The following is a 15,721-nucleotide window of genomic DNA, read 5'->3' as shown; positions in this document are numbered from 1 at the left end:
CCATGCCGTCCCCCGAGTTCCCGTTGCTGGAGCGCGACCGCGAGCAGGCTGTGCTCTCGGCCATGATCGGCGAGCTCGGGTCCGCGCGCCCCTCGGTGGTCACCGTGACGGGAGAACCGGGACTCGGACAGAACGCCCTGCTGCACTGGGCCACCGCCCGCGCCGAGCAGGCGGGACTGCGGGTCCTCACCGCCCGCGCCACCCCCGCCGAGGACCAGCTCCGCTACGGCGTCGTCGCCCAGCTCCTCACCGGCGAGGACCGGGACCTCGCCCCGCGCCTCTTCCTCGCCCAGGACCAGTCGGGCGGCGGCCTGCCCGGACTCGGCGGCCTGCTCACCGCCGCCCGCGACCGGCCCACCCTGCTCGTGGTGCAGGACGTCCAGTGGCTCGACGTCGCCTCGCTGCGCTGGCTCGAAGCCCTGGTCAGACGGCTGCCCCGGGTCCCGCTCGCGCTGCTCGCCAGCAGCACGGGCGCCGCCATCACCCGCCCCGAGTGGAGCGTCGGCACCTCCCTCACCAGCGTCGTCTCCACCATCGAACTCGCCCTGCCGCCGCTCACCGCCAGCGGCACCGCCGACGCCGTCCGCGCCGTCTGCGGCACCCCGGGCGACGCCGCCTTCACCGCCGCCGTCGCCGACGCGACCCGGGGCAATCCGGCCGTCCTGCACGACGCTCTGGAACGTTTCACCCGCGAGGGGCACCAGCCCCGCGCCGAGTACGTCGAGCACCTGCGCGCCCTCACCACCGAGGTGGTCGGCGACCACGCCGCCAAGGCGCTGAGCGAACTGCGCGACCCGGCCGCCGTCGCCGCCCTGCGCGCCCTCGCCGTCTGCGGCGACCTGCTCGACTTCCCGCTGGTCTGCGGACTCGCGGGCCCGCACGCCGTACCCGAGGCCAGACTCCGCGCCGCCCTCCAGGCCAGCGGCCTCACCACGCTGAAGGACGGGGCGCCCTATATCCGTGACAGCGTTGTCAGGGCCCGCGTCCTGGAGGAGATGCCCGCCGCCGACCGCGCCGACCTCTACGCCCGCGCCGCCCGCCTCGCCCAGCGGGTCGCCGCCGACGACCAGGGCATCGCCGACCTGCTGCTCCTCGCCCGCCCGGTCGGCGCCCCCTGGGCCGTCGACACCCTGCGCCGCGGATTCACCGCCGCCCTCCGCGGCGGCCACCGGGAACGCGCCGCCGGGTACCTCGCCCGCGCCCTCGACGAACCCCTGGACGCCGAGACCCGGGCCCGCGTCGAGTTCCAGCTCGCCTCGGTGGAGATGGTCTCCGTGCCCGCCGCCGCCGAACGCCGGCTGCACGGCCTGATCCGCACCCCCGGCACCGGCCTGCGCTCCCGCGCCGTCGACCTCTGCCTGCTCGGCGGCGACACCCGCTCCGCCCGCCTCGCCCTCGCCGAGAACGCCGGACTCTCCGAGCCCGCGGGCGACGACGGCCCGCGCGAACGCCCGCACCGGGGCCGCGCCGACCCCGAACCCCTCACCCCGCCCAGGGCGCCCGGCACCCACGCGGCGGCCCACTGCCCCTCCACCACCCGGGCCGAGGCGCTCCCCGAGTCCCCCTCGCTCGCCGAACAGCACGAGATGACCGCGCTGCTGCGGATCGGCCACTCGCTGCGCCACGACGAGACCGAACTCGACATCCTGCCCGCGCCCGCGCTCCCCGACCACTCGCACAGCCCCGCCGTCGCCGGACTGCGCGCCTGGCAGCACGCCGTGGCCGGGGCCCACATCGACGAGGCCAGGCGGCTGGCCCGCGCCGCCCTCGCCCCCGACCCGGACGGCCGCCCGCCGCTCGTGGTGCCTCGCCTCTTCGCCTGCCGCACCCTGCTGCTCACCGACGACGGCGACGAGGTCGAGACCCGGATCGCCGAGATGCTCTCCGAGGCCCACCGGGAGCGCTCCTCCATCGCCGTCGCCCACCTCCTGTGCGTCCGCGCCGACCTGCACATCCGGCACGGCCGCCCGGACGCGGCCGGACGCGACCTGGCCGCCGCCGAGGCCGAACTGCCGCCCGCCAGCCGCCATCCGCTCTACCTCCCGTACTGGATCGCGCTCAACGTCGTCGCCGACCTCCAGCGCGGCCGGATCGACCGCGCCGCCGAGACCGCCGCCCGCCCGGTGCCGCGCCTCGCCCAGGAGTGCGCCACCACCGGCTACCTGCTCTTCGCCCAGGGCGTGCTGGCCCGGGTCCGCGACGACCCGTACCAGGCCAGGGAGTACTTCAGGGCGGCGGGACGCTGGCTGCTGCGCTTCGGCTGCCACAACCCCGCCGAACTGCCCTGGCGTTCACTGGCCGCCGAGGCCGGACACACCCTCGGCGACAGCGAGGAGGCCCTGCGGCTGGCCCGCGAGGAGCTGAGCCTCGCCCGCCGCTGGGGCGCGAGCAGCACCCTGGGCCGCGCCGAACTCGGGCTCGCCATGGTCGTCGCCGACCAGCGCGTCGAACACCTCCGTGCCGCCGTCGCCACCCTCAGCGAGGCCCCCGCGCGCACCGACTACACCCGCGCCGTGCTCGAACTCGCCTCTGCCGAACGGGACGAGGCCGACCGCAGGTCGGTGGTCTCGCTGAGCACCGCCGGATCGATTCTGCCGGGCGATCTCGCCGCCACCCTGCTCGCCGACACCGCCGGGCACGACGGCCGCCCCCGCCCCACCCCGCCCGCCGCGGCCGCACGGCCCGCCCCCCAGGTCCCGGCCGCCTGGCGCGGCCTCAGCGACGCCGAACGCGAGGCGGCCGTCCTCGTCACCCGCGGCCTCGGCAACCGGGAGATCGCCACGATCCTCTCGGTCACCACCCGCACCGTCGAACTGCGCCTGAGCGGTGTCTACCGCAAGCTCCGCATCCGCGGACGCGAGGAACTGCGCGCACTGGCCCAAGGATCGGAGGGCAGCTGACCATATGCTGCTGGAGCGCAACACCGAGATCGCCCTGGTCGACGCCGCCCTGGGCGCCGCCACCGACGGCCGGTCCTCCCTGGTCCTGCTCACCGGCCCGCTCGGCATCGGCCGCTCGGCCCTCCTCCAGCGGCTGCCCGCGCTCGCCGACGGCCACGACGACATCCGGGTCCTGCGCGCCAACGCCGCCTCCATGGAGCAGGACTTCGCCTTCGGCGTCGTACGCCAGCTCTTCGAGACGCTGCTGAGCGACTCGCCCGAGGACGCCCGGGACCGCTGGATGGACGCCCACGCCTCCTTCGCCCGGCACGTCCTCGCCGACGACGCCGCCCCGCCCGGCGCCGACCAGGCCATCGCCGCCACCGAGGCCGTCCTGCACGGACTGTTCTCCCTGATCGCCAACGTCAGCACCGAGAACCGGCTGCTCATCCTCGTCGACGACCTCCAGTGGTCCGACGTGCCCTCCCTGCGCTGGCTGACCTACCTCGCCAAACGCCTGCACGGACTGCGCGCCGTCATCGTCTGCGCCCTGCGCGACGGCGACCCCCGCACCCACCACACCCTGATCCGCGAGGTCCGCGAGGCCGCCACCCAGACCCTGCGGCCCGCCTCCCTCAGCCTCACCGCCGCCCACGCCTTGGTCGAGGAACGCTTCGGGGAGCCGGGCGACGACGAGTTCGTCGCCGCCTGCCACGAAGTCTCCGCCGGCAACCCGCTGTTCCTCATGTCGACCCTCATCGGCACCGAGGTACTCGGCCGCCGCCCGTTCGCCGAACACGCCGACGTGGCACGGGGGTTGGCCCCCTCGCAACTGCGCGAACGGGTCGCCAGCATCCTGCGCACCCAGCCCCCCGCGGTCCGCGACCTCGCCGCCGCCATGGCCGTCCTCGGCGAACAGGGCGGCCCCGAGGCCCTGGCCCGGCTCGCCGGACTCGACACCATCGGCTACTCCGGGGCCCTGCGCGCCCTCGGCGCCCTCGGCATGCTCGCCGTCGCCCACGAACCGCGCGTCGCCCACGAACCCCGCTTCGTGCACCGGGCCGTCCGCGACGCCGCCGAGTCCAGCCTCACCATGGTCCAGCGGGAGCGGATGCACGACGAGGCCGCCGCCCTGCTCTACTCCGCCGGAGCCCCCGCCGAACAGGTCGCCGCCCAGCTCATGGCCGTCGTCACCCGGCACCAGCCGTGGGCCGTCGACGTCCTGCGCGCCGCCGCCGACACCGCCCTGCGCCGCGGCGCCCCCGACGCCGCCGCCCGCTACCTCCAGCGCGCCCTGCTCGACAGCCCCGCCGACGGCGTCGGCCGCGCCCGCCTCCTCGTCGAACTCGCCACCGCGGAACGGGGGTTCGACCCGCTCGCCTGCGAACGGCACATCGCCCAGGCGATGACCCTGCTGCCCGAACCCCGGGACCGGGCCGTGGCCGCGCTGCGCATCTCGCCCACCCCGCTCGGCCCCGCCCTGCTGACCGTCGTCGAACTGCTGCGGCAGGCCGCCGAAGGACTCGGCCCCGCCGACCTGCTCACCGGCGCCGACCGCGACCTCGCCCTCCGCCTGGAGGCGCGGCTGCGCCACTGCGGCCACGAGGACCCCGTCGTCCTGGCCGCCGCCGCCGACCGGTTGAAGCAACTCGGCCCGGAACCGCCCCTGGACACCGCCGCCGAACGGGAGTTGACCATCGCCCTGCTCGGCGCCGTCACCCTCGGCTGCCGGATGCCCGCCCACGAGGTGGTGCGGCTCGCCGAGCGCGTCCTGGACCGCGAACCCGCCACCTCCGCGCGCATCCACTCCACCCTGCCCCTGGTCATCATCACGATGATCGCCGCCGACTCGGTGGAGGCCGTCGACTCCTGGCTCGCCGTCGAACACCGCGCCCACACCCGGCGCACCACCCCCGCCAACGCCCTGGCCCACATCGAGCAGGCCCTCGTCCACCTCGGCCGCGGGCGGCTCGCGCAGGCCCGGGAGCAGTCGGAGACCGCGCTCGGCATGACCGAGTCCGACCACCACACCCTGGGCACCGTCGCGACGATGACCCACGCCATCGTCGCCCTGGAGACCCGCGACCCCGCCCTCGCCGAGCGGGTGCTGCGCCGCGCGGGCCGCATCCGCCCGCAGGGCCTCACCCTCACCGGCATCCTCCGCCTCCTCGAAGCCACCCGGGAGATCGCCGCGGGCGACCACACCGGCGCCCTCGACTCGCTCAGGTCCTGCGGCCGCCAACTGGAGGCGGCAGGCTGGCACAACCCGGTCCTCTTCCCCTGGCGCTCCTGGGCCGTCGGCGTCCACCGCCGCCTCGGGGACCACCGCACCGCCCGCGCCCTGGCCGAGGAGGAGCTGGCCCGCGCCGAGCAGTGGGGCGCGCCGGTCGGCGTCGGCCGCGCCATGCGGCTGCTCGGACGCCTGGAGGACGGCGGCCGGGGAGTGGCGCTGCTGCGCGAGGCCGTCACCGTGCTGCGCGGCTCCGCCAACCAGCTCGAGCTGGCCCGCGCGCTGCTGTCGCTCGCCGAACGCCTGGGCGGCGGACCGGAGTCGGAGGCGCTGGCCCGGGAGGCCGCCACCCTGGCGACCGCCTGCGGCGCGCCCTTCCTCGCCGAACGCGCGGTGGGCGGCAGCGGCGACCGGCACACCCCGGTGGCGTTCCCGCACCACCTGCTCACCCCGACCGAGCGCCGGGTGGCCGGGCTCGCCTGCCGCGGCCTGACCAACCAGGAGATCGCCGGGGAGCTGCAGGTCAGCTCCCGCGCCGTCGAGAAGCACCTCACCCATGTCTACCGGAAAGTGGGCATCGCGGGGCGTCGCGAACTCATCGGACTGGTTTCCGGCACGGAAATCGGGGATGCCCCCAAGTAATACACCAGGAAGACGCCCGGCCTTTATCCCGGAATATTACGGGAAGGGGCCGGGCGTTTCCGTTTGCGGTTCCCCGGTGTGACGGATGCTCACTCGGCGCACAATTAGCTGAACTTCTGTCATGATTTACCGGCCCGTACCCGGCGGTTCGCGCAGGGCAAGCGCTTTCACTTCCGCGACATGGGCGATTTCGTCGACAGCGGGGTGTTTCTGCTGGTCGAGGTGGGGTGAAAAGGCGAGGACCGAACACCGAACCCCTCCCTACCGAACCCCTTCGGTACGGGACCGTACCTACCGAAGGAGATACCACAGGATTGGCAGGCCGGGCCCGGTGCGCGTTGACCCATGCTTGCCCGTCTTCGTAATATCCAAATCATCTGCTTCCCCGCACCGCCTTTTTCGACAAGGCTCCCGGCAGGGCTCCGTACCGCTCGTGGGATCCCTGCCCCCCGCCACCGTTAGTGCTCTTGCAGAAGGGTTCCGAGTTCCTTGACGCCCACCCCCCACACCACGCTCATGGACCGCACGCAGACCCCCGCGCCGGCCGGTTCACCGGACCACTCCGCGGGTGTCACCGACGACTTCGACCGTCCCGACGCCTACGTCGCCTGCCTCGACCCGTCCCTCACCATCCAGCAGGTGAACCGGGAGTTCGACCGCCGCTTCGGCGGCCCCACCGCCGACCTGTGCGGCAAGCACTTCTGCGACCTCGTCCACCCCAGCGTCCAGCAGCCACTGCTGCGGCAGTTCGCCCGGATGCTGGAGGGCAAGCGCCACCGCTTCGCCACCGAGGTCATCGCGGTCGGCGAGGAGAGCGCCGCGTCGATGCTGCCGCTGAGCGCCATGGCCGTCCGCGGCGCCCACACCCCCGACGTCGCCGCCATCCTCGTGGTGATGTCCGCCGCCGGTGAGAAGGCCGAGGAGGCCGCCGCCGTCGCGCCCCGCAAGCGGCTGCTGAGCGAGATAGACGCCCGCATCCTCGAAGGCATAGCCGCCGGGGTCTCCACCATCCCCCTCGCCTCCCGCCTCTACCTCAGCAGGCAGGGCGTCGAGTACCACGTCACCGGTCTGCTGCGCGCGCTGAAGGTCCCCAACCGGGCCGCCCTCGTCTCGCGCGCCTACTCGATGGGCGTCCTCAAGGTCGGCACCTGGCCGCCGCGCGTCGTCGAGGACTTCATCAAGTGAGCGGATGCCCGCACGCCGCCGCCCAGGACGGCCCGACCGGCGAACCGGCCCGCCCGGTCGCTCCCCCCGCCCCGCCCGTCCCGCCCGCGCACCGGCCCGAGCGGCCGGCCCCGCAGGGCGACACCACGATCGAGCTGGACGGCGAACCGGCCGCGCCCGACGACCTGGCCACCCTGGCCCTCACCAACTACGGCCATTTCACGACCCTGTTGGTCGAGGACGGCGCCGTCCGCGGTCTCGACCTCCACCTGGAGCGGCTGATCCGCGACTGCCGTCTCCTCTTCGACACCCCCCTCGATCCCGACCGGGTCCGCGCCCTGGCCCGCCGCGCCGCGCCCGCAAGCGGCCGCCGGGTCGTCCGGGTCACGGTCTACGACCCCGCGCTCAACCTCGCCACCATCGCCATGGACGCCCACCCGCGCGTCCTGGTGACCGCACGGCCCGCGCCCACCGGCGACCCCGGACCGCTGCGGGTGCGCACCGCCGTCCACCTCCGCGACCTGCCCGAGGTCAAGTCCGTCGGTCTCTCTGCCACCCTGCGGCTGCGCCGACTGGCCGCACGGGACGGCTACGACGACGTGCTGCTCACCGGCGCGGACGGCGCGATCCTGGAGGGCGGCACCTGGAACATCGGCCTGGTGCGCGACGGAGAGGTCGTGTGGCCGGGCGGCGACATCCTCGCCGGGACCACCCGCCAGCTCCTGCGCCGGGCGGGCGACGACCTGACCGACCTGGTCTCCATCCCCGAACTCGACGACTGCGAGGCGGTGTTCGCCACCAACGCGGTCACCGGGGTGCGCTCCGTCGTCCGCGTCGACGACCGGGAGTTCCCCGCGACCCACCCCGTGCTGAGCCGACTGGCCCGCACCTACCTCGCGCTGCCCGCCACCCCGCTGTGACCGTCCGCTGCCGCGCCCGGGACCCGGACGCGGCAGCGGGCACGGGCGGGGTCAGTCGCTCGTCGTCACCTTGACCTCGTCGACCACCAACTGCTGGGGCAGCGAGGTCGAACCGTCCGGGTCGCCGGGCCAGTAGCCGCCGACCGCGAGGTTCATGATGAGGAAGAACGGCTTGTCGAAGACCCACTGGTTGCCGCCGAGGTCGGCGGGGGTGCGGGTCTGGTAGACGGTGCCGTCGACGGACCAGGTGATGCTGTCCGGCGCCCAGTCCACCGCGAAGGTGTGGAAGTCGTCGGCGAACGCCTGGCCGTCGGGCAGCGAGTACGCGGCCCCGATGCCGCCCGACCCCGAGTAGCCGGGGCCGTGGATGGTGCCGTGGACCGTCGACGGCTCGAAGCCGACGTTCTCCATGACGTCGATCTCGCCCGAGTTGGGCCAGCCGACGCTCCCGATGTCCTGGCCGAGCATCCAGAACGCGGGCCAGATGCCCTGCCCGCGCGGGATCTTCATGCGCGCCTCGACGTGCCCGTAGGTCGCGGTGAACTTGCCCGAGGTGTTCAGCCGCGCCGAGGTGTACTCGCAGGTCCCGTACCAGCACTGGTAGTTGCCGGGATTCTCGCGGCGGGCCTCGATCACCAGGTGCCCCTGGCCGTCGAGACGGGCGTTGTCGGTCCCGGGCGTGTAGTACTGCCGCTCGTGGTTGTCGACGTTGTCGCCGGTCTCCGTCTGCCACTTGGACGAGTCGACGCCGGACCCCGCGGGCCCGTCGAAGGTGTCGGAGAAGGCGACGGCCGCCGCCCGGGGCTGGGGGGCCGCGTGGGTGGGGGCCACGGCGGCGGTCGCGACGAGCGCGGCGGACAGGGTGGTGAACAGACATCTGCGCAGCAGGCGTGGGGAGTTCATGTGTCGGCCTTCCGTGGGGGGAATGCTTCCCTCCGTTTTTAGGAAGAGAAGCGGCCCGGCGTCAAGAGGCGGGAACGGACCGTCCGTCACGCGCGCCCCTCCAGGTACAGACCTTCTGATTCCCCGCTCCTTCTAGTAGATGCCCTACTCATCCGGAGCGCTCCCGTCGGTAACATCCGACGCGTCCCCCCACCGCAGGTCACCGGGCCGTACCGGCGGGGAAAAACAGCCAACAGGGCCAGGGAAGCGGAGAGTTGCACGTGAGTGGAGGCACCGTAGCGGTCGTCGGCGGCAGCATCGCGGGGTGCGCGGCGGCGCTGGCCGCGGCACGCGGCGGAGCCGACCGGATCACCGTCTTCGAGCGCGCCCAGGCCGGGCTCCGCGACCGGGGCGTGGGGATCGGCCTGCACAACGACCGCTTCGCCGAGCTGCGGGACGCCGGGTACCTGACCTCAGAGATGCCCTGGGCACCCCTGAACCGGCGGGTGTGGAGCGTGCGGGACGGCGACGCCCGGCACGGACGCCCGGTCGGCGAGCAGCCGTTCCCCTTCCGCGCCTACAACTGGGGTTCCCTCTGGAGCGAGTTGCGCCACCGGGTGCCCGACGGCGTCGACTACCGCTCGGGCTCGGTCGTCACCGGCGTGGAACCCGACGCGGACGGCGTCACCCTGCGGCTCGGCGACGGACACCGCGAACGCTTCGACCTGGTGATCGGCGCCGACGGCTACCGCTCCGTGATCCGCGAGGCCATGTACCCGGACACGGCCGCGAGTTACGCCGGATACATCGGCTGGCGCGGCACCTCGCCCGAGGTCGCCGACCTGCCCTCGGACGGGCTCGACGCGCACAACATCGTCTTCCCCGGCGGCCACTGCATGGCCTACCGCATCCCGGACGGCGTCGGCGGCCACCGGCTCAACTGGATCCTCTACACCACGCCCGCGCGGGAGGACGGCCTCCACCCCGACCTGCGCACCCCCACCTCGCTGCCGCCGGGCCGTCTCACCGCCCGACTCACCACCTGGCTGCGCGAGCTGGTGGCCGACACCTTCCCGCCGTACTGGGCGGGCAAGCTGCTCGGCACCCCCGCGGAGACCACCTTCATCCAGCCGATCTACGACCTGGAGGTGCCGCGCTACACCGCGGGCCGGATGGCGCTCATCGGCGACGCCGCGAGCGTCGCCAGGCCGCACCTCGGCGCGGGCAGCGTCAAGGCGCTTCAGGACGCCACCGCCCTCCAGAGCGCCTGGGAGAGCGCCGGCGACTGGGGGCAGCTCCTGGAGGCCTACGACACCGCCCGCGGCCCGATCGGCTCGGCGATGGTCGCGCTGGCCCGCCGGATGGGGGACGCGCAGGTCGAGAACACCCCGGACTGGTCCGCGATGGGCCAGCCCGAGTTCGACGGCTGGTGGCAGGCCCAGAACAACGGCTCGGACCGCAGGAGCGGCTTCGGAGGCCACAGCCTGAAGCGCGACTGAGGGCAGGCCGGGCGCGGCCGCGGGGGAGCGGGCGGGGCCGAGCGGGGCCAGCGCGGCTGGAGGTCCGCTCTGGGCGGGCACCGCCGTCGGGCTCAGTCCCGGGCGGGTGTCAGGTCCAGGGCGGCGCGCAGGGGCGCGGCGTCGGCGCGGGCCGCCGCCCCGTCCATCCGGAGCGCCGTACGGCCCGAGGTGAGCACCGTCAGCGTGTCGGCGCACCCGATGGCCTGCGCCGGACTCGGGCAGACCAGCAGGACGGCCATGCCCTCGTCCGCCGACGTCCTCGCCAACGAGTGCACCCGGTCCGCGAGTTCGGGTGACAGGCCCTCGGTGGGCTCGTCCAGCAGCAGGACCCGAGGGGAGCTGAGCAGCGCGCGGGCGAGCGCCAGCATCTGCTGCTCGCCGCCGGAGAGGTTCGCCCCGCGGGTGCCCAGCCGCTCGCCCAGCCGGGGCAGCAGGCCCAGGACCCGCTCGGGCGTCCACACGCCGGGCCGGTCGGCGGAGCGCGGCGGACGGTGCGCGAGCCGCAGGTGCTCGGCGACGGTCAGCGACGCGAACACCCGCCGCCCCTGCGGCACCAGTCCGACCCCGGCGCGCGCGATCCGGTGCGCGGGCCGCCCCGCGAGGTCGAGCCCGTCCAGCAGCACCCGCCCGGAGGCGGGCCGCAGCAGACCGGCGACCGTGTGGACGAGGGTGGTCTTGCCCGCGCCGTTGCGTCCGACGACGGCGTGCACGGTTCCCGCGGCCACCGTCAGGTCGACGCCGTGCAGGACGGTTCCGCCGTGGTAGCCCGCGGTCAGGCCCAGGAGTTGGAGCATCGGGTCGGTCAGCCTCTCGGAGCGGACGGGGGAGCGGGGACGGGACCCGTGCCCCGGTAGGCGTCGCGCACCTCCGGGCGGGCCAGCGTCTCCCGGGCCGGACCGGTGACGAGCACCCGTCCGGCGGCCAGCACGGTGACGGTCCTGGCGAACCGGGCGACGACCTCGACGTGGTGCTCGACCAGGACGACCGCCGTCCGCTCGTCGAGCGCGTCGAGCACCGAGGTCAGCCGCTCGACACCGTCGTCGGTGAGACCGGCCGCCGGTTCGTCGAGCAGCAGCACGCTGGGCTCGGCCGCGAGCGCGGCGGCGAGGTCGAGCAGCCGCCGCTCGCCGTGCGCGAGCCGTCCGGCGGGCAGCTCGGCGCGGTCCGCGAGACCGACGGTCTCCAGCCACCGGCGGGCCGACGCGGTGTGCAGCCGCTGTTTTGCCGGGCTGCGCCAGGCGCCCCGGCGCCGCGGATGGCGCGGCCAGCCCGCCAGCACGACGTTCTCCAGCACCGTCAACTCCGGGACGGCGAGCGGTTGCTGGAAGCTGCGCCCGATGCCGAGGCGGCAGCGTCCGGCCGGGGACAGACGGGTGACGTCCCTGCCGTCGAGGGCGACCGTGCCGTGGTCGGGCCGGTCGGTGCCCGCGACGAGGTTCAACAGGGTGCTCTTCCCGGCGCCGTTGGGTCCGATGACGGCGTGCCGGGCACCCGCCGCGAGGCTCAGACCGACGTCGTCCAGGGCGAGCAGCCTTCCGAACCGGCGGGTGAGCGCGGTCAGTTCGAGCGCGGGGGGCGGGCTTGAGGTCATGTCGGCACCTTGTCGTTCGGCGGTGCGGCGGGCGCCGGGAGGAGGGCGTGGCCACCGGCCGCCGCGTCGTTCGGCCCGCGCCGCAGCCCGGCGAGGCCGCGCGGGAGCAGATAGACGGCGACGACGAACAGGACGCCGAGCAGCAGCGGCCCGTGACCCGGCCAGGCACCGGCGACCCAGTCCCGGGTGAGGACGATGAGCGCGGCGCCGCAGAGCGCGCCGACCACGGACGTCGTCCCGCCGATGACGGCGGCCAGCAGTGCGAACGCCGCGATCTCGAAGCCGACGTCGGCGGGGGAGAGGTACTGCTGCACGGTCACCGTCAGCGAGCCGCCGATCCCGGCGAGGGCGCCCGCGCCGACGTACGCCACCAGCAGGTACCGCCCGACCGGATGTCCCGAGGCCCGCATCCGCGCCTCGGCGCCCCGCGCGCCCGCCAGCAGCCGTCCGGCCGGGGAGCGCAGCACGAGCAGGGTGACGGCGACGGCGAGCGCTGTCACGACGAGCGCGTACGTGTAGACGTCGCGCTCCTCGACCATCCCGGCCGTGCCCCACAGCGCCCGCGTCGGCGGGAACCCGACCAGGCCGTCGGCGCCCCCGGTGACGGAGGTGAGGCGGCCCGCGACCGCGCTCGCCAGCTCGCCGACGGCCAGCGTGATCATGAGGACCGTGGTGGAGCGGGCCCGGACCACGGCGGGGCCGGTCACCAGGCAGAAGACCACGGCGGCGAGGGCGGCGAGGACCACCTGGACCGGGCCCGCCGTCCATCCGGCGCCCGCGAGCACGGCCGTCGTGTACGCGCCCACGGCGAACGGCGCGGTCTGCCCGAGGGTCGGCAGCCCGGCGTGCCCGGTGAGCAGCGTGACGCTCACCGCGAGCAGCCCGAGCGCCAGCGCGGAACCGGCCAGCGACACCGTGTACGCGTCGAGCACCCCCGGCAGCAGCAGGAGCGCCCCGAACACCAGCGCGGGCACGGCGACCCGCCGGGCGAGAGCCACGCCGGGCAGCGACGCCTTCCCGCCCGTCCGCTCGGGAAGCGATGCCCCCGTTCCCGTCCGCCCGGGAGACGACGCAGGCGTCCCCCTTCCCACCCCGTCCCACCCCTTCGCGTTCTCTCCCGTCCCCAGCGGCGTCTTCGCCCGTGTCCGGCGCCACGGCAGTGTCTTCGCGCGGGTCCTCAGCCACGTCAGGGGGTCGGGGGCCGGGGTGGGCGACGGGTCGTGGCCGCCCGGGGGTTCGGTGGCGCGGGGGCGGGCGATCAGGGCGACCGCCATCGCCGCGAACAGCAGGTACGGCGCCAGGTCCGGCGCCACCGCGACGCCCAGGGTCTGCACCTCGCCGACCGCGACCGCCGCGAGCAGCGTCGCCCACGGTGAGCGCAGCCCGCCGAGCACCACCACCACGAGGGACAGCATCAGCACGTTCTCCGAGGTGCCGGGCCCCGGCCCGATGATCGGCGCCCCCAGCACCCCCGCCCCGCCCGCCAGCGCGCCCGCCGCCGTCAGCACCCCGAGGTGCACCGCGCGCGGGCTCACCCCGGTCGCCGCGAGCATCCGCGGATCGTCGGCGGCGGCCCGCACCGCCGCACCGGCCCGGGTGCGGGCCAGCACCCAGCTCCCGAACGCCGCGAGCAGCACGGCCATCACGATGAACCCGAGCCGGTACGCGGGATAGCGGTGGCCCAGCAGGGTCACCGACGTGTCGAGCGCCCCGGGCACCCGCACCGGCGGCTCGTCCGCGCCGAAGACCTGGACGAGCAGGTCACCGCCGACGAGGGCGAGCCCGAACGTCAGCAGCGCCTGCGCGAGATGACCCCGCCGGGCCAGCGGGAACGCCGCGAAGGACAGCCCCGCCCCGGCGGCCCCGGCCACGGCCGTCCCGGCGGCGAGGCCGAGGACGAGCCCGCCCCAGGTGCCGTCGCCGCAGGCGGCGCCCGCGTACGCGCCGATCGCGTACAGCGTGCCGTGGGCCAGGTTCAGCACGCCCGCCGTGCCGAACGCGAGGCTCAGCCCGGCGGCGACCACGAACAGCAGCAGCCCGTACGCCACCCCGTCGACCGCGGGCACCAGATGGGCGTCGAGGAGTCCCATGTCAGCCGCCGAGCGTCGCCAGGTCCTCGACCATGACGTTCGCCAGCCGCTCCCCGTCCGGGCGGACCTGGCGCAGGTACCAGGTCTGCACCGGGGAGTGCGCCTTCTCGCCGAACTCCCAGGCCCCGCGCGGGCTGTCGATCTGACCGAGGCCGCCGATGGCCCGGTTGACGGTCTCCGGCGTCACCTCGCCCTTCTTCGCCGCGTCCGCGACCGCCTTGTCCAGCACGGCCGCCGCGTCGTACGACGACATCGCGTACGTGGTGGGCTGCGAGTCGTGCTGCGCCGTCCAGTCGGCGACGAACCCGCGGTTGGCCTCGTTGTCCAGGTCCGCCGCGTAGTTGAGGACGGAGTAGATGCCCTTGGCCGCCGCGCCCTGTGCCTGGAGCACGCTGCCCTCGGTGACGAACGCGGTGTACAGCGGCAGGTCGGCGACGTCGGACTGGGCGTACTGCTTGGCGAAGTCGATCGCCGCCTTGCCCGCGTAGAAGCAGTAGACGGCCTTGGCGTCCGTGCGGGCGATCTCCGAGAGGTACGGCAGGAAGTTGGTGGTCTTCGGGAACGGCGTCCAGGTCGTCTTCCCGCCCGGGTTGGCGAGTTCACCGCCGAGCCGCTTGAACTCGTCCGTGAAACCGCGCAGTTCGTCGTAGCCGCCCTGGTAGTCGGGGCCGATCGCGTACACCGGCCCGTCGACCTTCTCCTTGACGTACGGGGCGATGGCCCGGCCCGGCTCGTCGGAGAGGAAGCTCGTCGTCCAGACCCGGTCGAGGTTCTTGATCGCGGGCCGGGCGTTGGAGCCGAGGAACGGGATGCCCGCCTGCTCGACGAGCGGCAGCACCGCGTTGACGGAGCCGCCGCTGACGAACCCCGTCAACACGTCGACCTTGTCCTTCTTGACCAGCTTGGTCGCGGCCGGGACTGCGGTCGGCGGGCCGTCGCCCTCGTCCGCGACGAGAAGCTCGGCCTTGCGGCCGCCCAGCTTGCCGCCGTGCGTCTTCAGGTACAGCTCGAAGCCGTCCCGCAGTTCGGTGCCGACCGGCTTGTAGGTGCCGGAGAGGGAGGCGACGAGGCCGACCTTCAGGGTGTCGTCCGAGGCGTCGCCCGGACCTCCGCACCCGGTGGCGGCGGTCAGCGCGAGGGCGAGCGCGGCGGCACCGGCAAGCCGAGGGCCGCGGGAGGGGCGGGGGCGCGTGTCGAAGAACATGGGGACTCTCATCAGGGCGGACGGTGACAGGGGGAAGGGCTCGGGCGGGGCGGGCGGCGGGGCCCGGGTCAGCTCGCGAACGGGGCGTGCGGCGAACGCGCCTGCGGGGAGAGGGAGTCGCCGACCTGGTTGATCAGCTCGGACATCATGTAGCTGACCTCGCCGATGTCCGCCTCCCGCGTGGTGGTGACCAGCAGCGAGGCCCCGCTGGAGACGGCCATCGAGAACAGATAGCCGCCCTCCATCGCGGTCAGGCTGTGCTCGACCGGATCGGTGCCCGTCAACTGGGCCGCCGCGGACAGCAGGTTGACGACGCCGGAGGCGATGGCGGCGAGCCGGTCCGCCTCGTCCCGCTCCACCCCGGCGTAGGCCAGGGCGAGTCCGTCGACGGACACGGCGATCGCCTGCGTCACCTCGGGCACGCGGCCGGCGAAATCGCTCAGGATCCAGCTCAGGTCGGAAGGGTTCATCAGTCACTCCGTTCGGTGTCGTCGGCGGTGGGGCGCTCGCGCCGCTGCGCGCTGCGGCTGACGCCCTTGGTGTAGGCCGCGAGGACGTCCGAGACCTGCCGGGAGTCCCGGCGGCGCGGCGTCGGCCTC

The 15,721-nt window shown here is 74.7% G+C and carries 11 protein-coding genes; 5 read left to right on the top strand and 6 right to left on the bottom strand.

From position 1 onward, the window contains the following. Nucleotides 1-2 precede the first annotated feature (2 nt). From GA0115242_RS31440 to GA0115242_RS31425, 4 genes are all read left to right on the top strand, one after another. Entirely contained in the window at nucleotides 3-2,900 is a 2,898-nt protein-coding gene (locus GA0115242_RS31440; RefSeq protein ID WP_093834528.1) for a helix-turn-helix transcriptional regulator, read from the top strand. A 4-nt stretch (nucleotides 2,901-2,904) separates the two neighbouring features. After that, nucleotides 2,905-5,751, top strand: a complete 2,847-nt coding sequence (locus tag GA0115242_RS31435; RefSeq protein ID WP_093834526.1) for an ATP-binding protein — start codon at nucleotides 2,905-2,907, stop codon at nucleotides 5,749-5,751. Nucleotides 5,752-6,240: 489 nt separating this feature from the next. Further along, entirely contained in the window at nucleotides 6,241-6,936 is a 696-nt protein-coding gene (locus GA0115242_RS31430; protein ID WP_093834524.1) for a PAS domain-containing protein, read from the top strand. A 128-nt stretch (nucleotides 6,937-7,064) separates the two neighbouring features. Next, a complete protein-coding gene (locus GA0115242_RS31425) occupies nucleotides 7,065-7,835 on the top strand; it encodes an aminotransferase class IV (RefSeq protein ID WP_093834548.1) in 771 nt (256 codons plus the stop codon). A 51-nt stretch (nucleotides 7,836-7,886) separates the two neighbouring features. Here the strand turns inward: GA0115242_RS31425 and GA0115242_RS31420 are convergent, their stop codons facing one another. Further along, nucleotides 7,887-8,738 (bottom strand): glycoside hydrolase family 16 protein, encoded by an 852-nt coding sequence (locus tag GA0115242_RS31420; RefSeq protein WP_093834522.1) that lies wholly within the window; start codon nucleotides 8,736-8,738, stop codon nucleotides 7,887-7,889. A 260-nt stretch (nucleotides 8,739-8,998) separates the two neighbouring features. On the opposite strand from GA0115242_RS31420, the gene GA0115242_RS31415 reads away from it, so the two are divergent. Then, entirely contained in the window at nucleotides 8,999-10,216 is a 1,218-nt protein-coding gene (locus GA0115242_RS31415; RefSeq protein ID WP_093834520.1) for an FAD-dependent monooxygenase, read from the top strand. Nucleotides 10,217-10,308: 92 nt separating this feature from the next. On the opposite strand, the gene GA0115242_RS31410 is transcribed toward GA0115242_RS31415, so the two are convergent. From GA0115242_RS31410 to GA0115242_RS31390, 5 genes are all read right to left on the bottom strand, one after another. Next, a complete protein-coding gene (locus GA0115242_RS31410) occupies nucleotides 10,309-11,031 on the bottom strand; it encodes an ABC transporter ATP-binding protein (protein WP_093834518.1) in 723 nt (240 codons plus the stop codon). Nucleotides 11,032-11,039: 8 nt separating this feature from the next. Further along, complete coding sequence (locus GA0115242_RS31405; protein ID WP_093834516.1) at nucleotides 11,040-11,828, bottom strand: ABC transporter ATP-binding protein; 789 nt, start codon at nucleotides 11,826-11,828, stop codon at nucleotides 11,040-11,042. Further along, nucleotides 11,825-13,918 carry an ABC transporter permease subunit gene (locus GA0115242_RS31400; RefSeq protein ID WP_093834514.1) on the bottom strand — a complete coding sequence of 698 codons (2,094 nt, stop codon included), beginning with the start codon at nucleotides 13,916-13,918 and terminating at the stop codon, nucleotides 11,825-11,827. Before GA0115242_RS31400 ends, GA0115242_RS31405 begins: the two co-directional genes overlap by 4 nt. A gap of 1 nt (nucleotide 13,919) precedes the next feature. After that, nucleotides 13,920-15,122, bottom strand: a complete 1,203-nt coding sequence (locus GA0115242_RS31395) for an ABC transporter substrate-binding protein (protein WP_093834512.1) — start codon at nucleotides 15,120-15,122, stop codon at nucleotides 13,920-13,922. Nucleotides 15,123-15,190: 68 nt separating this feature from the next. Continuing rightward, on the bottom strand, nucleotides 15,191-15,595 hold the full coding sequence (locus GA0115242_RS31390; protein ID WP_093834510.1) for a roadblock/LC7 domain-containing protein: 405 nt from the start codon (nucleotides 15,593-15,595) through the stop codon (nucleotides 15,191-15,193). Nucleotides 15,596-15,721 lie beyond the last annotated feature (126 nt).

Origin of the sequence: Streptomyces sp. SolWspMP-5a-2 (assembly GCF_900091845.1) — a bacterium.
In the GTDB taxonomy this organism is placed as follows: domain Bacteria; phylum Actinomycetota; class Actinomycetes; order Streptomycetales; family Streptomycetaceae; genus Streptomyces; species Streptomyces doudnae.
This window is presented reverse-complemented; position numbering and strand designations above follow the sequence as displayed.